Genomic DNA, 21,422 nt, shown 5'->3' on the forward strand with positions numbered 1-21,422 from the left:
AGCAAGCATATAATATGGACACCATGATTAATATGAGCGCTTTTGATGAGCAATATTCAAATTCACCTCGTTTTCAAGAAACCCCGTTTTTTTACTTCCGAACCCATCCTTGAGCAATTGAAAGCCTTTGCGGAACTGGGTTTCAGTGTGCCGCTGCAAAAGTTATTCATAGGGGACCCCATTAAGGGTTTACCTGCTCTTGGTTTTAAAGGTGAACGCCACCTTCAATTCCTGAGTCAACTCATTACCGAGTTAGAGGCGCTTCAGGCAATTGAAAAAATAGATACCAAAAAAGCACGGAGTGACTATTCAGTATTTGCTCATTATTTGCGGGTCAGGAAAGGGTATAAAGAAACCGTTCAGAATCAACTGGGCAAGGAATTCCAACTGCTTACAGAGGAAGAACTGAATCAGGAAAACAGTTTATTACAAAATGTAACCACCCGAGCGCAACTTTTCAAAGAAAAAGTGCTTGCGCTGCGCGATAGCGAATTGCTTCAAAAAGCCATGCTGTATGCGCAAAGAGCCGGGGAGGTTTACCAGCAGGCACTCCTTGTTTTGCAAACCATTGATGAAACAGCACAACAGGCATTAATGAAAAATGAGCCAGTCGAAAAAGACATCCAGTTTATCCAGGAAAAGATCCGCGCGATTGACGCCCTGAGTGCTGCGTTTGACAAGCTGGGATTACAAAACGAACTTGACAGCTGCCATGATGCCGAAACGAAAAATAAACTCACCGAACTGGTGAAGCTAATTCAGGAGGAAAAAGCAAAAGTTATCGCCACGGGTGAACTGGCGAAGCAGGCTTTATCCAAGGTTGTAAACCATAATGAATACCTGAACAGGAAAAACGCGGTGGTCGAAGAGAAACCGATCACACCGACTAAAGTCATCGTAGAACCCGAAGTCGTCGAAGATCAGCTTACCTCCCCCGCGGCCAATAACCCAACCGACGTTCCTGACGTGGACCAACGCCAGGAGACTGTCCCGCAAGAGAATGTCCCAGCGCCTGAACAAGAGGATGAGTTGGTTTTAAGACACAGGGAAACCCTGAAACAACAACTGGATATCCTGATGACACTCGTCAGCAATTATAAAACCCAGCTCGAGTCTGAGAAAAAGGATTTCGTTACCCGCTTCTTCCATCAGTCTCGAAAAGACACCAAAATAGCTTACTGCACGCAGTTATTGGCTTCGTTTGAAAAAACAGCAATTACGCCTGACAGCTCGCTCCAGAAGATAGTAACGCAGGCACATGACCAGGCGATAACGAAAGTGGGTTCCTCTGCGCTGCTGACAGCCGGCGGCAGCTATTTCGGCACCAGCCGCCTGCTTGCCGTACAACGGCTGCTGGGGATAGAGGATGCCTGGAAGAAAGGCAAGTCGCGTTTTATTGCGACTACCCGGTCGGATTTTCATGGGTTAAAAACGACGGGGATTGTCGAAAACGTCAGAGCGATTGTCTCTGATTTTTTTGCAGGCAGGCAGGATGTTTCTAAATTCAAAGAACTCTGTGAAAAAGTGGCACCCTCATCACCCTCAACAGCCAACAGCAAAACAGCGGTCTAATGACAGACCGCTGCTCGCTCTTTCTTACCCCACACGGCTATACCCTGCATCGACAAACAGGGTATGGGCGTTGATCATCGCCGCCTCCGGCAGGCACAGCAGGAACACCGCATTGGCAACATCAGCCGGGGTTAACGGCCTGTCGGCCAGTGCGTGGGCCTGGTATTCATCCAAAAGCTGTTCGCGGTTAGGGAAATGCTTCAACGCATCGGTATCGACAACGCCGGCAGACACGGTATTGGCCGTGATGCCGTACTCTGCAAGCTCAAGGCTTAATGAACGCACCAGTGCTTCCAGTGCCGCTTTCGACGCACCAATAAAGGCATAATTGGGAATGGCGCGCTCTGCCCCGAGACTGGATAAGGCGATGACCCGCCCCCCAGCCGGCATGAGTTCCCGCCCTTCGGAGACCAGGTGATTCAAAGCCAGGGCATTGGTTTCCATACACCAGCGCCAATGCTTGGTCGACATGGTTAATGCCGGTTTTAACACACCGCTGGCGGCGTTACTGATTAAAAAATGCAACTGCCCGAAATGGTTGCGAAATTGGGCAAACATGTCCTTAACGGATTGATGATCCGCTACATTAGCCTGGAGGGCGACCGCTTTTCGTCCCATGGCTGTTAGTTCATTCACCAGATCATTGGCTTCATCGGAACTGTTGTAATACACGATAGCGATGTCACAGCCTGCCTGCGCCAGTTTCAAGGCAGTCGCCTTGCCTATCCCGCGGGCGCCGCCGGTTATCAGTGCCACTTTATCTGCAAAAATCAAACTCATTCGTCAAAGCCTCATTAATAAAATTTGCCAAACTACAGCGAATTACCCTATCCTGTCAACGGCCAGTTGATAATCTCTCCTTGTCGAGGCGGTGCTAAATTTGTACCATCAGCAGAATCAGTAAAGAATGACAATGTCTCATGAACAATTCCTGGATAACTAGCGTTTTTCCCATCGCAGCTATTTTTTCGTTTCGCATGCTGGGACTTTTTATGTTAATCCCGGTTTTTACGGTCTTTGCAGGACAGCTTGAAGGCGCTACCCCTGCCCTCATGGGCATAGCCCTGGGCAGTTACGGCTTAAGCCAGGGCCTGCTGCAGATGCCATTTGGTCTGTTATCGGATCGTTGGGGCAGAAAACCTGTCCTGACCCTGGGCTTATGCCTGTTCATTGCCGGCAGTGTCCTGGGTGCCTTAACCAGCACTATCCATGGCATGATCGCAGCCCGAATCCTTCAGGGTACGGGTGCGATAGGCAGCGTGCTGATTGCTCTGCTGGCGGATCTAACGCCGGATGACCAGCGCACCAAAGCCATGGCTGTGATTGGCATGACCATCGGCACGTCGTTCAGTCTGGCCATGATTCTAAGCCCTGCCATTACCCACCATTATGGATTGCCGGGTATTTTTTATTTGACGGCGCTTTTAGCCTTTACAGGCCTCGTCCTGCTGCACGGTGTTATTCCCACTCCGGCTCGCGAACGGTTTCATCATGACAGCGAAACCAGCCCTTCACTGCTGAAAACCGTCTTTTTCAATCCGCAGCTGCAACGGTTGAACGCCGGTATTTTTCTGCAGCATTTTATATTAACCGCAACGTTTTATGCCGTGCCGATCCTTCTTAAGCATCAGGTGAAATCGGACCACTTTACCCAAGCCTGGCAGTTTTACCTTCCGTTGATGATCATTGCTTTTATTGCCATGGTGCCCTTTATCATTCTGGCTGAAAAAAAGCGGCAGATGAAAGCGGTGTTTCTGGCTTCTGTGGCAACCAGCGGCATTGCCCAATTCCTGTTGGCAATTGGCGGGTACTACTGGTTGAGTTTATGGATTTTTATGCTGCTGTATTTCACCGCGTTCAACATCCTTGAAGCCGTCTTGCCTTCGCTGATTTCGCGCCAGGCCGATCCCCACAGTAAGGGCACGGCAATGGGCATTTATTCAAGCAGCCAGTTTTTGGGCATTTTTGCAGGCGGCACAACCGCAGGACTGCTTTATCAGTATGCCGGCGACCAAGCCCTATTTTATGTCAATGCTTTCCTTTGTATTGTGTGGCTGTTCATTGCTCGAACGATGAAGCCGAATCGCTATTACTCGACGGTGATTATTAATTGTGAACCTTACTCGCCGGAGACATTGATCGCGGCCCTTCCGCAATTGCAACAATTGCCTGGTGTGAGCGAAGCCATTTTTGAACCCGATGAAAATGTGCTTTATTTACGCGTGGATAAACAGGATTACCAATCAGCCCGTGTTGAGGATTTCCTGGAGGCCCACGCAATAGCCTCAATCAAAAGCAACTGATTTGCATAAAATTACGCAGACTCAGGGTAAACCTACGCAAACCCGACGAGATTGGGTATAATGATTGGCAACAAAAGCACCAGGAGAAAAGAATGGCACGCGGGATCAATAAAGTTATCCTGATTGGTAATGTGGGCGGTGATCCGGAAGTTCGATACATGCCCAATGGCAATGCGGTAACGACCTTATCCGTTGCAACCAGCGAAACGTGGAAAGATAAACAAACAGGCGATAAACAGGAACGTACAGAATGGCACCGCGTGGTTTGTTTTAACCGCCTGGGCGAAATTGCCGGTGAATACCTGCGCAAGGGCTCCAAACTTTATGTCGAAGGCAGCTTACGCACCCGCAAATGGCAGGATCAACAAGGTCAAGACCGTTACACCACTGAAATTGTCGCCACGGACATTCAAATGCTCGATGGTAAAGGCGGTTCAGCCGGCGGCTTTGATGAGATGCCTGGCCAAACCATGGGTGCTCCAGCTTCTTCAGCGCCTGCGCGTAAGAGTCAGCCCCAGACGGCAGCCCAGGATGCCTTTGACGAACTGGATGATGACATCCCTTTTTAATAAACCACGTCCGTCCTAACCTCTCTTCATTGCGAGGTTAGGCTTCCAAACCATCCATCACATTGGATTGGTATTATCACTGTCACTTCATCTATACTGATTCAATGAACGAATTCCTTTCCTTCATTCGCCATTGGAACCTGCTTCCAGACGGCGACCCCATCATTACCCAAACCAGCAGGTTGCTTCCGGTAATTTATAAACACCAGCCAGCGATGCTGAAAATAGTCACAATAGACGAAGAACAACGAGGCGGCGAACTCATGGTCTGGTGGAATGGGCAAGGGGCTGCCCGCATCCTGGCACATGGCCAACACGCTTTTTTAATGGAGCGCGCGATGGCACAACCATCCCTCGTTCAACTGGTCAAGCAAGGTAATGACAATGAAGCCAGTCGAATTCTGTGTGGCGTGGTAAAACAACTGCATGCGGCGTCATCACCTGAGCCAATGCCCAGATTCGTATCGCTTGGGGACTGGTTCAAGGCCTTGGAGCCTGCTGCGGCAAATTATGGAGGAGTATTCAGCAAGGCGCTGGTTGCGGCCAGAGACCTGCTCAATAATCCCCGCGACAAGGTCGTGCTGCATGGGGATATCCATCACGGCAATATCCTTTATTTCGGCGACCGCGGCTGGCTGGCCATTGATCCCAAAGGCCTGTTTGGCGAGCGGGGGTTTGATTACGCGAATCTTTTTTGTAATCCGGATTACCAAACTGCCACGGCTCCGAATCGTTTGCAAAACCAGGTTAGGGTTGTCGCCGAAGCGTCTCAATTGGAGCATGCTCGCTTGCTGAAATGGATTCTGGCCTACGCAGGGTTGTCTGCTGCCTGGCATTTAGAGGACGGAAACAGTCCGGAATTGGCTTTACGAGTGGCAGAAATTGCTTCTTCGGTTTTAGATTTTAATCCATGAGTGTGATCCATTAAATCAATTGACGCACGCTATCAGTTCCTGAATCAAATGATTTGACAAGTTCAATAAACCAGCATAAAAGTCATTTTTTTGTAATAGATGAGGTAAGAAATGGTCCATTGCATTAACGTATTCAAACAATTTACTTTTCAGTGATTATTGGATACCGCCCAGCATGAGGGTCATCGCTTCTGCCTTCTCTAAAAATTAATATCGGTAGTCATTATGCCTGATTCTCTGCACCGTGCCGCCAATTACTTAGCTGCTCGAAAAGCATGCCAATACGCTCGTCGCTTTGTCGTAAAAGGAGCCACACAAAGCATTAACAACACCTATTCATCTCAACAAAGGGTTAGTTTGGATAGCGCGATTTCCGATCTGAGGGGTCTTTCTTTGGCTAAGGATCCTTATAATCTTGAGACTGACCTCTCCATACACATTTTCTACAAAGTGACTGAACTCTGCAAAAAATACTCATTAGGCAACTGTTTCGAATTATCACTCCTCTCGTTGGAATACCTGGTAATGAATGAGCCTGATGTGAGAGCCGAAGTTTTTACACTAAGCGGCGGTGATCATACTTTCCTGGTCGTGGGCAGGAATCCTGCAAGCCCGCTTCATTCACCTGAAACATGGGGTAAAAATGCATTTTTCTGTGATCCCTGGGCTAACAAAGTATACCCTGCACACAAATACCCCATCCATTTAAGAAACCATTACTCAACAAGCTACCTCAACAACACAAAAGGGGATTGCCTTAACCACACCGAAAAATTCGACAAAACCCGTCATGCTTTTAAGCGCATGGATACCTTGACAACGACCTATCTGAGAACAGCGGATACTCCTTTACACAAACAACAGATAAAAAACCTGTTTGAAGAAAGGGCCGCCAGTATTCAGCATGCGATTCAATCATTGGTTGTCAATCTGCAACCCATTGCCCAATCAGTAGAAGAAGAGCACGGCCCTCAGGATGCTAAACACGTCATGATCAAAAATTTAGTCAGTGAGCTTACTGTGCAAATTGACTGCATCACAACCATTATGAAGCAGGACGTGGATTTTAAAGAGCCCTACCTTAAAGTTCGCATGACATTACAGGATTTCCTTAAAGAGCTCACAGTCAGGTACTGGAAGTCGATGATCTTATCGGAGAGCAATAGAAACACGCTCTTTACTTACCGCTATCCCTTATCCCCAAAAACGCTCTGGATGCAATTTTTTCATATTCCCCCTAAAACGGCTCAACAAATAATGGATCGTTTAGAGGCGGCCCAGAATGAATTGCAATCACACCTGCATCAATTCTAACAATGGTAACGACACTCGAATGGACATCTGTCGCTGCAGTTAGCCAAGGATGCCCGCAGACGGGCGACCATCAGATTACTCTCAGGTCTAATCCCGAGACAAAAACAACCGGGATTCGAATGGTTGCCCGCCTGCGCCGGCAAGACAGGAGGAGGTAAGGATGGCAGAGACCAGCTCGGGCAAGACAGGAGAGCGAGGATGGCAGAAACCGCCAGGGTATTCATTGATGTCTTGACCGAAGGCAACCATCTTGGGCTTAATCCCGGACAGAACAACCGGGATTCGAATGGTTGCCCGCCTGCGCGTGCAAGACAGGAGAGCGAGGATGGCAGAAACCACCAGGGTATCCATTCATGTCTTGCCCGAAGGCAACCATCAGGTAACGCTTGGGCCTAATTCCGGACAGAACAACCGGGATTCGAATGGTTGACCGTCTGCGCGGGCAAGACAGGAGAGCGAGGATGGGCAGAAACCACCAGGGTATTCATTGATGTCTTGACCGAAGGCAACCATCCGGTAACGCTTGCCTAATCCCGGACAGAACAACCGGGATTCGAATGGTTGCCCGCCTGCGCGGGCAAGACAGGAGGAGGTGAAGATGGCAGAGACCAGCTCGGGCAAGACAGGAGGAGGTGAGGATGGCAGAGACCAGCTCGGCAAGACAGGAAAAATGAGGATGGCAGAAGCCACTAGTCAACCCGGTGATCGCGGCAGGCTAAGAAAGTGGGGATGACAGAGTCCAGCTTCCCATTGATGTCTTGCCCGCGCAGGCGGGCAACCATTCGAATCCCCGATAATTCTAATCGGATGTAACCAAAGGTTATTGATTGAGTTATAACTCTTCCATAGACTATAGAAAAGCGAAGGCAAGGGTAAAACGGAAGTCATAAAAAAACCCGCCGGAGCGGGTCTCATCATTCAACAAATCAGTTATTCATCGGAATCTGATTCAACTGGTCTATCAACTAATTCAATAATAGCCATAGGTGCATTATCACCTGGTCGAAAACCACATTTTAAAACACGGACATAACCACCAGGACGTTCAACATAACGTGGACCTAAGGTAGTAAATAACTTGCCCACAGCACTTTTTGAACGAAGACGATCAAATACATGACGTCTACTGGCAACTGAATCCTTTTTGCTGACAGTAATCAATGGTTCAATGAACTTTCTTAATTCTTTTGCTTTTGGCAATGTCGTTTTAATTAATTCATGCTCAATCAAAGAACAACACATGTTTGAAAACATGGCTTTTCTGTGACTGCTTGTACGGCTAAAACTACGGCCTGTATTACGGTGACGCATGGGTAAGACTCCTACTATTAATCGCCAAGGTTTGCTGGCGGCCAATTCTCAAGTTTCATCCCTAATGATAAAGATCGTGATGCAAGGACATCTTTAATTTCGGTAAGGGATTTCTTTCCTAAATTGGGTGTTTTTAATAATTCATTTTCTGTTTTTTGTACCAGGTCACCGATAAAGTAGATATTTTCTGCCTTTAAGCAATTAGCAGAACGGACAGTCAATTCCAAATCATCTACTGGTCGTAATAACACTGGATCAAAATCATTGCGCTCTTTGTTATCGGAACGCGACTCTTCAAACTTCATGTCCACAAAAGCATGCAATTGTCTTTGCAGGATCGAAGCAGAAATACGAATCGCTTCTTCAGGATCCAAAGTACCATTCGTTTGTAAATCGATAGTTAACTTATCAAGGTCGGTTCGGTTTTCAACACGAGCACTATCCACAAAATAAGCCACTTTGATAACTGGCGAAAAAGTATTATCAATTTTTAATTTACCAACAGAACGATGCTCAGCTTCATCGTCAAAATGACGTATGAATGAATCAGTAGAATGGAACCCTACACCTCGCTCCACTTTCAGAGTCATGTTCAGTTTGCCATTTTCATTCAAATGAGCAATAACCAGATCAGGATTTACAATCTCGATACCGTGGGATAACTCAATATCCCCTGCAGTCACGATGCCCGGACCTTGTTTGTTCAAAGTCAGGTGCGCTTCCTGTCCGACGGTCATCCTGATAGCAACCTGTTTCAAGTTTAACAGAATGTCGACAACATCCTCCTGTACGCCTTCAATGGTGCTGTATTCATGTAATACACCATCGATAGAAACTTCTGTAATCGCGCTTCCCGGCATAGAGGACAAGAGAATGCGTCTCAACGCATTTCCAAGGGTGTGGCCATAGCCACGCTCAAGAGGCTCCAATACGATACGAGCATGATTAAGCGTTTCTGATTGTACTTTCAGTACAGATGGCGTCAGCATTTCATTTATTTCAGTATACATTCGGCTAGTCTCCGAGCTTACTTAGAGTAAAGTTCTACAACTAAATTAACATTATAGGATGAAGACAAGTCATTTAATGTGGGTGCCGTTGCAAAAGTACCCTTAAAAGCACTGCTATCAACAGTTAACCAATCACAAGCACCACGTTGCTCAGACAAGGCAACTGCCGCTTGAATGCGCCCCTGGTTTTTTGCCTTCTGACGTACAGAAACGATGTCGCCTGCTTTAAGCAGATAAGAAGGAACATTAACCAACTCATCATTCACAAGAATAGCCTTGTGAGACACTAATTGTCGAGCTTCAGCACGAGTACTGGCAAATCCCATACGATAAACTACGTTATCAAGACGGCTTTCCAGCAGAACCATCAGGTTTTCACCTGTCGCACCTTTTTGACTTGCTGCCTTTTTGTAATAGTTTCGGAATTGTTTTTCCAACACACCATACAAACGGCGGATTTTTTGTTTTTCACGTAATTGTAAACCGTAATCACTTAAGCGTGGTCGATTACCACCGTGTTGACCAGGCAATTTTTCAGATTTACATTTTGATTTATGGTCGCGTACGCCACTTTTTAAAAAGAGGTCTGTTCCCTCTCTACGAGATAGCTTACACTTTGGACCAAGATATCTAGCCATTAATTACTCCTGAATCTCTTAAACACGTCGTTTTTTAGGTGGTTTGCATCCATTATGAGGTATGCCAGTCACATCAGTAATTTCAACAATTTTGAAATCCTGCGCTATCAATTCGCGAATAGTGGATTCACGACCTGGGCCAGGGCCATGGACAAATACAGCAACTGATTTCATACCATACTCCTTTGCCACCACAGAAGCTCTTTCAGTAGCAACCTGTGCAGCATAAGGGGTACTTTTTCTAGAACCACGGAAGCCTGAACCCCCGGAAGTTGCCCAGCATAACGCATTACCTTGACGATCAGTAAACGTTACAATCGTATTGTTGAATGATGCGTGAACATGTACGATTCCATCAGAAACGACACGTTTAACTTTTTTTCTAGTCTTTTGCTTTGCCATCTTATTATCCTAAATTAATTACTTGTACCTTTACGGCGACCTTTTCGTGTACGAGCATTGGTTTTCGTACGTTGGCCCCGTAATGGTAAGCCTCTGCGGTGACGCAACCCGCGGTAACAACCCAGGTCCATAAGACGCTTGATATTCATTGTAACAACACGACGCAAATCACCTTCAACAGTCATCTTGGCAATTTCAGTACGCAAAGCTTCCAATTTATCTTCCGACAGTTGCGAAACTTTGGTTGCGGTGTCAATGCCAACCGCCTCACACAATTTTTTTGATGTGGTTTTGCCAATTCCATAAATCGACGTAAGTGCAATCACTATGTGTTTGTGATCCGGTATATTCACACCTGCAATACGAGCCATTAAATCTCTCCGAACGTTATTTTGTTCTGCCAGAAAGGGACAGAAGAATACTATTATATTGATCCAAAATCAAGCAGGAATTAACCTTGCTTTTGCTTATGCCTTGCGTCCTTACAAATAACCCGTATAGTTCCGCTACGCTTAATAATTTTACAGTTACGGCAAATTCGTTTAACTGATGCTCTAACTTTCATTAATAACTCCGATAATAATCATAAAAGACCGGGCAACTTAGTCCCTTTAAAATTGGCCTTTTTCATCAATGAATCATATTGCTGTGTCATCAAATGGGCTTGTACTTGCGCAACAAAATCCATAATTACAACGACGATGATTAAAAGTGAAGTTCCGCCAAAATAGAAAGGCACATGCCAGGTATACATCAAAATTTGTGGCAATAAGCAAACCAACACCAGATAGATAGCTCCGATTAAAGTCAGTCTAGTCATAACGGAATCAATGTATCGGGTGGTTTGTTCACCAGGCCGTATGCCAGGAATATAAGCGCCTGACTTCTTCAAGTTCTCAGCTGTATCCTTTGGATTGAAGACCAGGGCCGCGTAAAAAAATGCAAACCCAATGATCGCAATCGCATACACAATTAAGTACAGCGGTTGACCAGGTGATAAAGCCATTCCCACGTCAGCAAGCCAACTCATTCCTTTGGTTTTTGAGAAAAACTGAGCTAACGTCGCCGGCAGTAAAATAATACTGGAAGCAAAAATCGGCGGGATAACCCCAGACATATTAATTTTCAGTGGCAAATGACTGGTCTGTGCAGCATACACCTTACGGCCATGCGTACGTTGTGCATAATTAACACGAATACGACGTTGCGCACGTTCCATGAACACCACAAAGCCGGTTACCACAACGACAATAATACCAATCAGAACCAATGACAACCCTTGCATCTGCCCCTCACGTACCTGTTGAAACACAGAGGCAATGGCATGAGGCATACTGGACACAATACCTGAGAAAATAATTAATGAGATACCGTTTCCGACTCCCTTCTCCGTAATCTGCTCTCCTAACCACATAAGGAACATGGTTCCTGTGACCAAAGTCACAACAGAGGTAAAATAGAAAAAGAAATCAGGGTTAAGAGCGATATGCTGACCGGCCAGCCAACGGGACATGCCTAATGATTGGAAAATAGCCAGCAACAACGTCAAATAACGGGTATATTGATTAATTTTGCGACGACCAGTTTCACCCTCTTTCTTTAATTGTTCCAATTTAGGTGAAACAACAGAGAAGAGCTGGATTATAATTGACGCTGAGATATAGGGCATAATTCCAATAGCAAACACCGTCACCCGGGATAATGCACCCCCCGAGAACATATTGAATAAACCGAAAATGGTATTCTGTTGCTCACCAAAGAAATTAGCCAATTTTTGTGGATCCAGACCAGGGACTGGAATATGAGCCCCCAACCGATAAACGAGGATTGCTAAAACCACAAAAATTAATCTAGCCTTCAATTCAGCCAATCCACCCTTGGACTGGCCAGCTATTTGCCTCGCATTATTCATAGTCACTCTTCTATGCTTCCGCCAGCCTGCTCAATTGCACTGCGAGCACCTTTCGTAACACGCAATCCTTTTAATTTGACAGGGACAGTAATTTCACCAGAATGAATGATTTTAACGCTTTGAATAGCGCGGCTTATTAAACCGACTGAGCGTAACACTTCGATATCAATCACATCTGATTTAATACCGGCCAACTCAGACAAAGTCACTTCATCTACAGTTTTTGCAATTCGAGACTTGAAACCCATCTTGGGTAAACGTCTCTGAATTGGCATTTGACCGCCCTCAAAATTTATTTTATGGAATCCGCCAGCGCGGGCTTTTTGCCCTTTATGGCCTTTACCACTGGTTTTACCCAGACCGGATCCAATACCACGACCAAGACGACGTTTAGAAGGTCTGGAACCTGGATCAGGAGAAAGTGTATTTAAATTCATTATGCACATTCCTCAACTTGCAACATATAGTTAACTGCATTAATAAGACCGCGGATAGCAGGAATGTCTTTATGGACGACACTGCTGTTTAATTTTCCAAGGCCTAATTGTTTGACTATAGCGATATGTTTAGGCTTTCTTCCGATAGTACTTTTGACTAAGGTGATTTTTAAATTTTTACTTTTGCTCATGATTAGTCTGCCATTATCTCTTCAACAGTTTTACCGCGTTTAGCGGCCACATAATCTGGCGTACCGATATGAGTCAAAGCACCAATCGTTGCTCGAACAATATTGCTTGGGTTAGTTGAACCAATACTCTTTGCAGAAATATTTTGTACACCCAAAACCTCCAGCACTGCACGCATGGCACCACCAGCAATAATACCAGTACCTTCACTTGCAGGCTTCATAAATACTTTCGATGCGCCATAACTCCAGGTAATTTCGTGGTGAATGGTCTTTCCTGCCAGAGGAATGTAAGTCATGTTCTTTCTGGCTTGTTCCATTGCTTTCTGGATAGCAATAGGCACTTCACGTGCTTTACCACGACCATAACCGACTTTTCCTTTACCATCGCCAATAACAACAAGAACGGCGAAACCAAATACACGTCCACCTTTCACTACTTTTGCTGTACGAGTAACCGATACTAATTTTTCCTGGTATCCATCACTCATTTTTTGATCTTCAACAAATGCCATAACCGTTCCTTAAAAATTCAAACCAGCTTCGCGGGCGCCGTTGGCCAATGCCTTAACACGGCCATGATATTTATATCCGGCACGGTCGAATGAAACGTCAACGATTTGTTTCGCCTTAGCACGCTCACCAAGCAATTTACCAACTTGCTGTGCCTGTTCAACTTTCGTTCCAGACAGGGAAGATTTTAACTCTTTATCAACTGTTGAAGCGGACACCAGTGTGACATCACCGTTTTCGCTGCGGACAACAATTTGAGAGTAAATATGGGAAGCACTGCGATAAACAACTAATCGCGGACGATTAGAACTTTTCAACACTGCTTTTGCTTTTAAACCACGTCTAATACGTGCAACCTGCTTTTTCATGATCTAAACCTTATTTCTTCTTGGCTTCTTTACGAGCAATCTGTTCGCCAGCAAATTTAACGCCCTTACCTTTGTAAGGCTCTGGCGGTCTGAAGGCTCTGATCTCAGAAGCTGCCTGACCTAACAATTGCTTATCAATACCACGTAAAATAATAGTCGTATTGTTTGGAGTTTCGGCTGTAACACCAGCAGGCAATGCGTATTCTACTGGGTGGGAAAAACCTAAAGACAGAGTCAAAGTCTTTCCTGCCGCCTGTGCACGGTATCCAACGCCAACAAGCTCAAGTGTCAAATCAAAACCAGTCGTGACACCTTTCACCATGTTGTTAACCAATGCTCTGGTTGTACCGGCCTGGGCCCATCCATTCGGATCATTGGAGGCTGGCTTAAAGATAATCAGATTGGCATCTTCAGCACTTGGAGTCACACTGACATGCTTATTTAAATGTTGTGTAAGTTCCCCTTTAGGACCTTTAACAGTTAAGTGGTCCTTAGCTACCTGAAGCTGAACATTGGCAGGCAGTCGGACTGGGGCTTTTGCTACTCTAGACATAATTTTCCTCGCAACTATTAGGCTACTTCACAGAGTACTTCGCCGCCAACCCCATTCGTTTTGGCCGCCTTATGAGTCATGACACCTTTTGAGGTAGACAGGATAGCCACACCGAATCCAGAGACTGATCGCAAATCTTTAGATGATTTATATACTCTTAAACCAGGTCTGCTGATACGTAAAATACGCTCAATAACCGGACGTCCATGGTAATATTTAAGATTAATGGTCATGGACTTCAGGTTATTCGCCAAGGGCTCAACAGAATAGTCAAGAATATAACCCTCTTCTTTTAATACCCGAGCAATCTCTTCTTTCAATTTGGATGAAATTAAAGAGACACTCTGATGTTTAGCTTGTTGACCATTGCGAATTCTTGTCAACATATCAGCTACTGGATCATGCATACTCACAGTTGTTCTCCATAGAATAAAAATTACCAGCTGGACTTGCGGCCACCTGTGACATTGCCAGTCATGAGTTCCTGTCTTAAGCAAATTCTGCATAAACCAAACTTACGATAAACGGCATGAGGTCGACCACATTGCTGGCAACGTGTAGTGTGTCTGACAGGATTTGAATTTAATGGCAGCTTGGCTAATTTTGCCTGAGCATCCATAATTGCATCAAAATCCTGAGAAGACTTAATTAAAACTTTTAATTCTTTTCTGCGCTCTGCGTATTTTTCTATTAATGCTTCCAAGTTTTTAGTTTTTTCGAGCTTCGATTTTCTAGCCACAATAATACCCTTCTTAGTGTTTGTCTCTGTCTTTCAAAGGCAAATTGAACGCTTCTAGTAAAGCCTTTGCTTCTTCATTGGTTTTTGCACTTGTAGTAATACAAATGTCTAAACCGCGAATACCATCAGTCTTATCGTAGTCAATTTCAGGAAAAACGATTTGCTCATGAATACCCATACTGTAATTACCAGTACCATCGAAGGACTTGGGATTTAAACCACGAAAGTCTCTTACACGGGGCAAGGTAATAGTAATCAGTCTGTCAAGAAACTCATACATGCGCTTGCGTCGCAGAGTGACTTTACAGCCAATTGGCCAACCTTCACGAATTTTGAATCCGGCAATTGATTTTCTTGCCTTGGTCACAACTGGTTTTTGGCCTGAAATAAGGGTCATGTCTTTCACAGCGTGTTCCATGACTTTTTTATCACCAACCGCTTCGCCGACACCCATATTTAATGTAATTTTGGTAATCCTGGGGACTTCCATTACACTCTTATAGCCGAACTTTTTCATCATTACTTCGACTATCTTATCTTTATATAACTCTTCAAGTCTTGCCATTTCAGCCACCTAATTAGACCAAATCAATAACTTCGTTATTGGATTTAAAGTATCTTACTTTGATGTTATTGCCATCTTTTTCAATAAATTTAAAACCAACCTTGTCAGCTTTTTTGGATACTGGGTTATACATTGCCACGTTAGAAACATCTAAAGCAGCTTCCAGCGAAACAATACCGCCCTTTTGGTTAATTTGAGGATTAGGCTTAACATGTTTTTTGTTCAGGTTCGCGCCTTCAACAACGATACCTTTATCACTAACACGCTTGACTTTACCGACATGGCCTTTACTTTTTCCGGCGATAACAATCACAGTATCACCTGATCTAATACGCTTCATATCTAATCCTTCTTACAAAACTTCTGCAGCTAAAGAAATGATTTTCATAAATCTTTCTCTAAGCTCACGAGTAACCGGGCCAAATATACGTGTACCAATAGGCTCGTCCTGGTTATTCAGCAATACGGCTGCGTTACCATCAAAACGGATGAGCGAGCCATCATCACGACGAACACCCTGACTGGTTCTTACGACTACGGCCTTCATTACCGCACCCTTTTTTACTTTGCTACGTGGAATTGCATCTTTAATGCTTACTTTAATAACATCACCGACGCGAGCATAGCGTCTGTGTGAACCACCAAGCACCTTGATACACATCACTTTGCGTGCGCCGCTGTTGTCTGCAACATCAAGCACAGTCTGCATTTGTATCATTCTTATCTCCAGCTCTAAATTCGACCAGAAAAAGGTTGCTGATTATATCAGCCCTTCTGGAATTTTAAAAGTGATCAAGTCAAATTAAGAAATAACTTCGACTAAAACCCAACTTTTTGTTTTAGAGAGGGGTCTAGATTCGCGTATTCTTACGGTATTACCAATTTGTCCAACCTGCTGTTCATCATGAGCATGCAGTTTTGTTCTGCGTTTCATGATTTTTCCATACTTCGGATGCTTTACAGTCCTTTCTACCATGACAACAATAGTTTTTTGCATTTTATTGCTAACAATTTTGCCAACTATTGTTCTTGCATTTGATTCACTATTTGACATCACTCTTTCCAACCTTTTCTGTCATAATGGTTTTAACTCTCGCCACCGCTTTTCTGACCTGAGAAACAAGATGGGTCTTATCTAAAGAACCATTTGCCTTCTTCATACGCAGTTCAAACTGCTTTTTGCGCAGAGTTAATAATTCGGCGTTCAGTTCGTCAGATGATAAATTTCTAAGCTCTTCAATCTTTTTCATTACATCACCGTTCTTTCTTCAAATATAACCTTGAAAGGTAGTTTGGCTTTGGCAAGATTAAACGCTTCCATAGCCAATTCTCTGGTAACGCCTTCCATTTCAAACAACACTTTACCTGGTTGAACCTGGGCAACCCAATATTCAACGTTACCTTTACCCTTACCTTGTCGGACTTCGAGAGGCTTTTGAGTAATTGGCTTGTCAGGGAATACACGAATCCAGATTTTACCGCCACGTTTAATATGACGAGTCATGGCTCGACGTGCAGCCTCAATCTGTCGCGCAGTCAAACGGCCACGCTCAAGCGCTTTCAATCCAAATTCCCCAAAGCTTACTTTACTGCCGCGTTGGGCCAATCCGCGGTTGCGGCCTTTCATTTGTTTACGATATTTTGTACGTTTAGGCTGTAGCATGATTAAAAATCCTCACTCATTTACTGCTTTCAGCATTACGATTCTTTTGGGGCAGAATTTCGCCTTTGAAAATCCAGACTTTAACACCAATGATGCCATAAGTTGTCTTGGCTTCTGCAGTTCCGTAATCAACGTCTGCACGGAATGTATGCAATGGCACACGGCCTTCACGATACCATTCACTTCGAGCAATCTCAGCACCACCGAGACGTCCACTGACGCAAATTTTGATACCTTTAGCGCCTGCTTTCATTGCTGAAGTAACGGCACGTTTCATTGCTCGTCTGAACATGACGCGCTGCTCCAACTGCTGAGCAATGCCTTCGGCTACGAGTGTTGAATCCAGCTCAGGCTTACGTACTTCTTCAATGTTCAAATGAACAGGTACACCCAGTTGTTTGGCAATATCGCCGCGCAGAGATTCAATACCGCCACCTTTCTTGCCGATAATGACGCCAGGGCGGGCAGTATGAATAGTAACAACTGCATTATTAGCCGGACGTTCAATCTGAATACGACTAACGGCAGCAGCCATTAATTTTTTCTTAAGATCTTTTCTTAAGTTAATATCCTGATTAAGCAATCGGCCATAATCTCTACTGGCATACCACTTGGAATTCCAGTCTCTAATAATACCTAAACGGATACCTATAGGGTTTACTTTCTGTCCCATTGCTATTCCTCGTCAGACACTTTTATAGTGATATGGCATGTACGTTTGCAGATGCGATTGGCACGACCCTTCGCTCTTGGGCTAATGCGCTTTAATGTCATTGCCTCATCGACACAAACCATACCTACTTTTAATTCGTCAATATCAGCACCGTTGTTGTTTTCCGCGTTAGCAATAGCAGATTCCAACAATTTCAGCATTAACTGGGCGCCTTTTTTAGGAGTAAAACGTAATACGTCCAATGCTCCTGAGACATCCATTTTGCGAATCATGTTTGCAACCAATCTGCCTTTTTGGGCGGACAGCGGTGCATTTCTTAATTTAGCTGTAACTTCCATCATTGCCTCTTACTTACCTTTGGCTTTTCTGTCGCCAGAGTGGCCTTTGAATGTACGAGTCATAGCAAACTCACCTAATTTATGACCGACCATATTGTCAGTAATGAACACAGGAACGTGATCCTTACCATTATGAACAGCCAATGTCAGATCAATCATCTCAGGTGTTATTGTTGAACGTCTTGACCAGGTCTTAATTGGTTTTTTTGATTTTGACGCAATAGCCGCTTCAACTTTTGCTAACAGATGACCATCAACGAAGGGACCTTTTCTAATAGAACGTGGCACTGTGATATCCTCTTAACTAATTATTTCTTCTTGCGACCTCTGACGATGAAACGGTCAGTGCGCTTGTTACTACGGGTTTTATAGCCTTTGGTAGGTACACCCCATGGAGTAACCGGATGTCTACCACCTGAAGTTCTACCCTCACCACCACCATGTGGGTGATCAACCGGGTTCATGGCCACACCACGTACAGTGGGTCGAATACCACGCCAACGTTTTGCACCCGCTTTACCTAAGGCCCTTAAGCTGTGCTCACTGTTGCTTACTTCACCAATGACAGCTCTGCAGGCGGTCAGCACTTTACGCATTTCGCCTGAACGAAGTTTTAAAGTGGCATAAACACCTTCTTTAGCAACGATTTGACCGCTGCATCCAGCACTTCTTAACAACTGAGCACCTTTCCCCGGCTTCATTTCCACGCAGTGAATGGTGGTACCGACGGGGATATTACGCAAGGGCAAACAGTTACCTGTGCTGATTGGCGAGTCTTCACCGCTTACGATTGTTTGACCTGCTTCCAGACCGGCTGGAGCAATGATATAACGACGCTCACCGTCTTTATAAACAACCAAGGCAATTAATGCTGAACGGTTTGGATCATATTCAATGCGCTCAACACGGGCATCAATACCGTCCTTATTGCGTTTAAAATCAATAATACGGTATTTGGCACGGACACCCCCACCAATGTGGCGGACAGTGATGCGACCCTGATTATTTCGACCACCCGTCTTGTTTAATTTTTCAACCAGAGCAGAATGGGGTTGACCTTTATGTATATGATGGTGGACAACCCGTAATTCACCGCGCTTTCCTGGTGATGTTGGTTTCGATTTTAATAATGCCATCTTAATCTGCCTTATTCAGTCACAGTAAAGTCAATATCATGACCTTCATGTAATGCTACAAATGCTTTTTTCCAATCGCTTCGTTTGCCGCTTAATTGCTTGAAGCGCTTGTTTTTGCCTTTAACGTTCATGACTGTCACGCTTTTAACCTTGACTTTAAACATTTGCTCGACAGCGTGTTTAATTTCCTGTTTGGTCGCAGTCTTTAAAACCTTAAACGTGAATTGCTTGAACTTGTCAGCCATTACAGTTGCTTTTTCAGAGGTGTGTGGTTCTTTGAGAACCATTAATAAGCGCTCTGCATTCATTGTAACAACTCCTCTAAACTCTTCACTGCATCGCCAGTCATTAATACTTTCTCGAATCGCAGCAGGCTAACCGGATCAACCGTGTTAACGTCGCAAATATCATATTGATGCAGATTGCGAGAAGCCAAATACTCGTGCTCACCCACTTCATTCATCACAATGAGTGCATTGGATAAATTTAAGTCCTTCATTTTAGACAGAAAATCTTTGGTTTTATGCGTTTTGCACTCAAAATCACTAACCACGACCAGACTGTCTGTACGTTGAAGTTCGGAGATTATACTACGCAAAGCACGTTTGTACATTTTTTTGTTAAGTTTTTGCGAATAATCTCGTTTTTTTGATGCAAACGTTACCCCACCAGAACGCCAGATAGGACTACGAATCGTACCCGCTCTTGCTCGGCCTGTTCCTTTTTGACGCCATGGCTTTTTACCGCCGCCTCTTACTTCAGAACGTGTTTTTTGGGCGCTATTACCACTGCGCGCATTGTTCATGAATGTAACGACAGCTTGATGAATTAAGCCTTCATTGTAACGATAATCAAAAACTTCTTCACTTACGCTAAGAGCAGTGTTTGTATCTTTTGTCATAAGTTCCATTATTTGCCCCTTACTTGCTTCTTAACCGCGGGCCTTACTTCAATTCGTGCACCAGGGCATCCGGGAATGGCACCCTTAATCAAAAGAAGATTACGGTCACTATCAACACGAACCAGTTCCAGGCTTTGAGTTGTGCAACGCACATTACCCAAGTGGCCTGCCATTTTCTTACCTTTAAATACGCGTCCAGGTGTCTGGTTTTGACCAATAGAACCTAGAACTCGGTGAGAACGGGAATTACCGTGCGTAGCATCCTGAGTACGGAAATTATGGCGTTTTACACCACCGGCGAAACCCTTACCTTTGGTAATCCCGGAAACATCAACGTATTCTCCGGCAGTAAAAACATCAGCAACAGACAGGGTTTGTCCCACACTGTAACCATCCAATGTTTCAACTGCAAATTCACACAGCATATCACCAGCATCAATTTGCGCTTTAGCAAAATGACCAGCTAAAGGCTTGCTTACATGGCTTGCCTTCTTTGTTCCAGCAGTGATTTGGATTGCTGTGTAACCATCAGTCTCAAGCGTTTTAAGTTGAGAGATACGGTTAGGCAATACCTCTACTACAGAAACAGGTACAGATACACCTTCATCTGTAAAAATTCGTGTCATGCCTACTTTTCGGCCTACTAACCCATTAGTCATTGTAACACCTCGTTAATATCCCTGGCCCGGATTATTCATCATCCAGGCTAATCTGAACGTCAACCCCGGCAGCCAAATCAAGCTTCATTAGCGCATCAACTGTCTTCTCAGTGGGATGAACAATGACAACAAGGCGTTTATGGGTACGTAATTCGTATTGGTCACGCGCATCTTTGTTAACATGCGGTGAAATCAATACAGTAAATTTCTCTTTCTTGATTGGCAAAGGTATTGGCCCACGGATTTGTGCGCCAGTACGTTTTGCTGTCTCTACGATTTCGCGAGTTGACGAATCAATCAAGCGATGATCAAATGATTTCAGACGAATCTTGATATTTTGTTGGTTACTCATTTTACTCACTCGATGATTTTAGCAACTACACCCGCACCTACGGTACGGCCACCTTCACGAATCGCGAAACGCAGACCTTCGTCCATCGCGATGGGTGAATGAAGATTGACAGTCATCTGGACGTTGTCTCCAGGCATAACCATCTCAACACCTTGCGGCAGATCACAGGAACCGGTTACGTCAGTCGTTCTGAAATAGAACTGTGGGCGATAGCCATTGAAAAACGGCGTGTGTCGGCCACCTTCGTCTTTGGACAGAACGTAAACTTCCGCTTCAAACTTGGTGTGCGGCTTGATCGTACCTGGCTTCGCCAAAACTTGACCACGCTCCACTTCATCACGCTTCGTACCACGTAACAGAACACCTACGTTGTCACCAGCGCGGCCTTCGTC

The 21,422-nt window shown here is 44.8% G+C and carries 37 protein-coding genes; 5 read left to right on the forward strand and 32 right to left on the reverse strand.

The features are described 5' to 3' along the window. The first annotated feature begins 45 nt into the window (after window positions 1-45). The gene (locus Lrub_RS12545; protein WP_058532453.1) at window positions 46-1,572 is read left to right on the forward strand and encodes a coiled-coil domain-containing protein; all 1,527 of its coding nucleotides are present in this window, start codon (window positions 46-48) and stop codon (window positions 1,570-1,572) included. 24 nt (window positions 1,573-1,596) lie between these two features. Here the strand turns inward: Lrub_RS12545 and fabL are convergent, their stop codons facing one another. Further along, the gene (gene fabL, locus Lrub_RS12550) at window positions 1,597-2,352 is read right to left on the reverse strand and encodes an enoyl-[acyl-carrier-protein] reductase FabL (protein ID WP_058532454.1); all 756 of its coding nucleotides are present in this window, start codon (window positions 2,350-2,352) and stop codon (window positions 1,597-1,599) included. 140 nt (window positions 2,353-2,492) lie between these two features. Here fabL and Lrub_RS12555 point away from each other — a divergent pair, with 140 nt between their 5' ends. The 4 genes from Lrub_RS12555 to Lrub_RS12570 all read left to right on the forward strand — a co-directional run bounded on the left by Lrub_RS12555 (window position 2,493) and on the right by Lrub_RS12570 (window position 6,672). Further along, window positions 2,493-3,875 (forward strand): MFS transporter, encoded by a 1,383-nt coding sequence (locus Lrub_RS12555; RefSeq protein ID WP_058532455.1) that lies wholly within the window; start codon window positions 2,493-2,495, stop codon window positions 3,873-3,875. Between the two features lie 92 nt (window positions 3,876-3,967). Next, entirely contained in the window at window positions 3,968-4,444 is a 477-nt protein-coding gene (ssb, locus tag Lrub_RS12560) for a single-stranded DNA-binding protein (protein ID WP_058532456.1), read from the forward strand. 104 nt (window positions 4,445-4,548) lie between these two features. Further along, window positions 4,549-5,358 (forward strand): aminoglycoside phosphotransferase family protein, encoded by an 810-nt coding sequence (locus tag Lrub_RS12565; protein WP_058532457.1) that lies wholly within the window; start codon window positions 4,549-4,551, stop codon window positions 5,356-5,358. A gap of 393 nt (window positions 5,359-5,751) precedes the next feature. Next, the gene (locus Lrub_RS12570) at window positions 5,752-6,672 is read left to right on the forward strand and encodes a hypothetical protein (RefSeq protein ID WP_133134161.1); all 921 of its coding nucleotides are present in this window, start codon (window positions 5,752-5,754) and stop codon (window positions 6,670-6,672) included. A gap of 87 nt (window positions 6,673-6,759) precedes the next feature. Here Lrub_RS12570 and Lrub_RS12575 read toward each other — a convergent pair whose 3' ends face one another. The 31 genes from Lrub_RS12575 to Lrub_RS12715 all read right to left on the reverse strand — a co-directional run. Then, window positions 6,760-7,023 (reverse strand): hypothetical protein, encoded by a 264-nt coding sequence (locus Lrub_RS12575; RefSeq protein WP_058532459.1) that lies wholly within the window; start codon window positions 7,021-7,023, stop codon window positions 6,760-6,762. 24 nt (window positions 7,024-7,047) lie between these two features. Further along, window positions 7,048-7,362, reverse strand: a complete 315-nt coding sequence (locus Lrub_RS14875) for a hypothetical protein (protein ID WP_133134162.1) — start codon at window positions 7,360-7,362, stop codon at window positions 7,048-7,050. Between the two features lie 240 nt (window positions 7,363-7,602). Beyond that, window positions 7,603-7,983, reverse strand: a complete 381-nt coding sequence (gene rplQ / locus Lrub_RS12580; protein WP_058532460.1) for a 50S ribosomal protein L17 — start codon at window positions 7,981-7,983, stop codon at window positions 7,603-7,605. A gap of 17 nt (window positions 7,984-8,000) precedes the next feature. Beyond that, window positions 8,001-8,993: a DNA-directed RNA polymerase subunit alpha gene (locus Lrub_RS12585; RefSeq protein ID WP_058532461.1), complete on the reverse strand. Its 993-nt coding sequence runs from the start codon at window positions 8,991-8,993 to the stop codon at window positions 8,001-8,003. Between the two features lie 17 nt (window positions 8,994-9,010). Next, on the reverse strand, window positions 9,011-9,631 hold the full coding sequence (rpsD, locus tag Lrub_RS12590; RefSeq protein ID WP_058532462.1) for a 30S ribosomal protein S4: 621 nt from the start codon (window positions 9,629-9,631) through the stop codon (window positions 9,011-9,013). Between the two features lie 18 nt (window positions 9,632-9,649). Next, window positions 9,650-10,033 carry a 30S ribosomal protein S11 gene (rpsK, locus tag Lrub_RS12595; protein WP_058532463.1) on the reverse strand — a complete coding sequence of 128 codons (384 nt, stop codon included), beginning with the start codon at window positions 10,031-10,033 and terminating at the stop codon, window positions 9,650-9,652. 14 nt (window positions 10,034-10,047) lie between these two features. Continuing rightward, the gene (rpsM, locus tag Lrub_RS12600) at window positions 10,048-10,404 is read right to left on the reverse strand and encodes a 30S ribosomal protein S13 (protein WP_058526603.1); all 357 of its coding nucleotides are present in this window, start codon (window positions 10,402-10,404) and stop codon (window positions 10,048-10,050) included. 80 nt (window positions 10,405-10,484) lie between these two features. Further along, window positions 10,485-10,598: a 50S ribosomal protein L36 gene (rpmJ, locus tag Lrub_RS14665; RefSeq protein WP_010946099.1), complete on the reverse strand. Its 114-nt coding sequence runs from the start codon at window positions 10,596-10,598 to the stop codon at window positions 10,485-10,487. 18 nt (window positions 10,599-10,616) lie between these two features. Continuing rightward, window positions 10,617-11,945, reverse strand: a complete 1,329-nt coding sequence (gene secY, locus Lrub_RS12605) for a preprotein translocase subunit SecY (RefSeq protein WP_058532464.1) — start codon at window positions 11,943-11,945, stop codon at window positions 10,617-10,619. A gap of 2 nt (window positions 11,946-11,947) precedes the next feature. Next, entirely contained in the window at window positions 11,948-12,382 is a 435-nt protein-coding gene (gene rplO / locus Lrub_RS12610) for a 50S ribosomal protein L15 (protein WP_058532465.1), read from the reverse strand. Beyond that, entirely contained in the window at window positions 12,382-12,573 is a 192-nt protein-coding gene (gene rpmD / locus Lrub_RS12615; RefSeq protein WP_058532466.1) for a 50S ribosomal protein L30, read from the reverse strand. Before rpmD ends, rplO begins: the two co-directional genes overlap by 1 nt. Before the next feature lie 2 nt (window positions 12,574-12,575). After that, window positions 12,576-13,085 (reverse strand): 30S ribosomal protein S5, encoded by a 510-nt coding sequence (rpsE, locus tag Lrub_RS12620; RefSeq protein ID WP_058532467.1) that lies wholly within the window; start codon window positions 13,083-13,085, stop codon window positions 12,576-12,578. Window positions 13,086-13,094: 9 nt separating this feature from the next. After that, complete coding sequence (gene rplR, locus Lrub_RS12625) at window positions 13,095-13,451, reverse strand: 50S ribosomal protein L18 (RefSeq protein ID WP_058532468.1); 357 nt, start codon at window positions 13,449-13,451, stop codon at window positions 13,095-13,097. Between the two features lie 10 nt (window positions 13,452-13,461). Further along, entirely contained in the window at window positions 13,462-14,004 is a 543-nt protein-coding gene (gene rplF / locus Lrub_RS12630; protein WP_058532469.1) for a 50S ribosomal protein L6, read from the reverse strand. Between the two features lie 17 nt (window positions 14,005-14,021). Further along, the gene (gene rpsH / locus Lrub_RS12635; protein ID WP_207384259.1) at window positions 14,022-14,411 is read right to left on the reverse strand and encodes a 30S ribosomal protein S8; all 390 of its coding nucleotides are present in this window, start codon (window positions 14,409-14,411) and stop codon (window positions 14,022-14,024) included. Window positions 14,412-14,440: 29 nt separating this feature from the next. Next, window positions 14,441-14,746 (reverse strand): 30S ribosomal protein S14, encoded by a 306-nt coding sequence (gene rpsN / locus Lrub_RS12640; RefSeq protein ID WP_370569565.1) that lies wholly within the window; start codon window positions 14,744-14,746, stop codon window positions 14,441-14,443. A 10-nt stretch (window positions 14,747-14,756) separates the two neighbouring features. Continuing rightward, the gene (gene rplE / locus Lrub_RS12645; protein WP_058526612.1) at window positions 14,757-15,308 is read right to left on the reverse strand and encodes a 50S ribosomal protein L5; all 552 of its coding nucleotides are present in this window, start codon (window positions 15,306-15,308) and stop codon (window positions 14,757-14,759) included. Window positions 15,309-15,321: 13 nt separating this feature from the next. After that, window positions 15,322-15,648 carry a 50S ribosomal protein L24 gene (gene rplX / locus Lrub_RS12650; RefSeq protein WP_058532472.1) on the reverse strand — a complete coding sequence of 109 codons (327 nt, stop codon included), beginning with the start codon at window positions 15,646-15,648 and terminating at the stop codon, window positions 15,322-15,324. Window positions 15,649-15,660: 12 nt separating this feature from the next. Next, a complete protein-coding gene (rplN, locus tag Lrub_RS12655; RefSeq protein WP_058483721.1) occupies window positions 15,661-16,026 on the reverse strand; it encodes a 50S ribosomal protein L14 in 366 nt (121 codons plus the stop codon). Between the two features lie 84 nt (window positions 16,027-16,110). Continuing rightward, window positions 16,111-16,365 carry a 30S ribosomal protein S17 gene (gene rpsQ / locus Lrub_RS12660; protein WP_108294375.1) on the reverse strand — a complete coding sequence of 85 codons (255 nt, stop codon included), beginning with the start codon at window positions 16,363-16,365 and terminating at the stop codon, window positions 16,111-16,113. After that, complete coding sequence (rpmC, locus tag Lrub_RS12665; RefSeq protein ID WP_058532474.1) at window positions 16,352-16,558, reverse strand: 50S ribosomal protein L29; 207 nt, start codon at window positions 16,556-16,558, stop codon at window positions 16,352-16,354. The genes rpsQ and rpmC overlap by 14 nt, the downstream gene beginning before the upstream one ends. Beyond that, entirely contained in the window at window positions 16,558-16,971 is a 414-nt protein-coding gene (gene rplP, locus Lrub_RS12670; RefSeq protein WP_058532475.1) for a 50S ribosomal protein L16, read from the reverse strand. Before rplP ends, rpmC begins: the two co-directional genes overlap by 1 nt. Before the next feature lie 16 nt (window positions 16,972-16,987). Continuing rightward, window positions 16,988-17,644 (reverse strand): 30S ribosomal protein S3, encoded by a 657-nt coding sequence (rpsC, locus tag Lrub_RS12675; protein WP_058532476.1) that lies wholly within the window; start codon window positions 17,642-17,644, stop codon window positions 16,988-16,990. A gap of 2 nt (window positions 17,645-17,646) precedes the next feature. Next, window positions 17,647-17,982, reverse strand: coding sequence for a 50S ribosomal protein L22 (gene rplV / locus Lrub_RS12680; RefSeq protein ID WP_058526838.1), 336 nt, complete (start codon window positions 17,980-17,982; stop codon window positions 17,647-17,649). Between the two features lie 9 nt (window positions 17,983-17,991). Then, the gene (rpsS, locus tag Lrub_RS12685; protein ID WP_058526618.1) at window positions 17,992-18,270 is read right to left on the reverse strand and encodes a 30S ribosomal protein S19; all 279 of its coding nucleotides are present in this window, start codon (window positions 18,268-18,270) and stop codon (window positions 17,992-17,994) included. Between the two features lie 20 nt (window positions 18,271-18,290). Continuing rightward, window positions 18,291-19,118 (reverse strand): 50S ribosomal protein L2, encoded by an 828-nt coding sequence (rplB, locus tag Lrub_RS12690; RefSeq protein WP_058532477.1) that lies wholly within the window; start codon window positions 19,116-19,118, stop codon window positions 18,291-18,293. Between the two features lie 11 nt (window positions 19,119-19,129). Beyond that, window positions 19,130-19,426 carry a 50S ribosomal protein L23 gene (gene rplW, locus Lrub_RS12695; RefSeq protein ID WP_058532478.1) on the reverse strand — a complete coding sequence of 99 codons (297 nt, stop codon included), beginning with the start codon at window positions 19,424-19,426 and terminating at the stop codon, window positions 19,130-19,132. Beyond that, window positions 19,423-20,028, reverse strand: coding sequence for a 50S ribosomal protein L4 (gene rplD, locus Lrub_RS12700; protein WP_058532479.1), 606 nt, complete (start codon window positions 20,026-20,028; stop codon window positions 19,423-19,425). Before rplD ends, rplW begins: the two co-directional genes overlap by 4 nt. Beyond that, window positions 20,028-20,678, reverse strand: coding sequence for a 50S ribosomal protein L3 (gene rplC / locus Lrub_RS12705; RefSeq protein WP_058532480.1), 651 nt, complete (start codon window positions 20,676-20,678; stop codon window positions 20,028-20,030). The genes rplD and rplC overlap by 1 nt, the downstream gene beginning before the upstream one ends. Window positions 20,679-20,709: 31 nt before the next feature. Then, window positions 20,710-21,030, reverse strand: coding sequence for a 30S ribosomal protein S10 (gene rpsJ / locus Lrub_RS12710; RefSeq protein WP_058526623.1), 321 nt, complete (start codon window positions 21,028-21,030; stop codon window positions 20,710-20,712). 5 nt (window positions 21,031-21,035) lie between these two features. Next, window positions 21,036-21,422, reverse strand: a 387-nt coding sequence (locus Lrub_RS12715; RefSeq protein WP_475001224.1) for an EF-Tu C-terminal domain-related protein, incomplete at its 5' end; no start/stop codon positions are given.

Source organism: Legionella rubrilucens, assembly GCF_001468125.1.
Classification (GTDB): Bacteria; Pseudomonadota; Gammaproteobacteria; order Legionellales; family Legionellaceae; genus Legionella_C; species Legionella_C rubrilucens.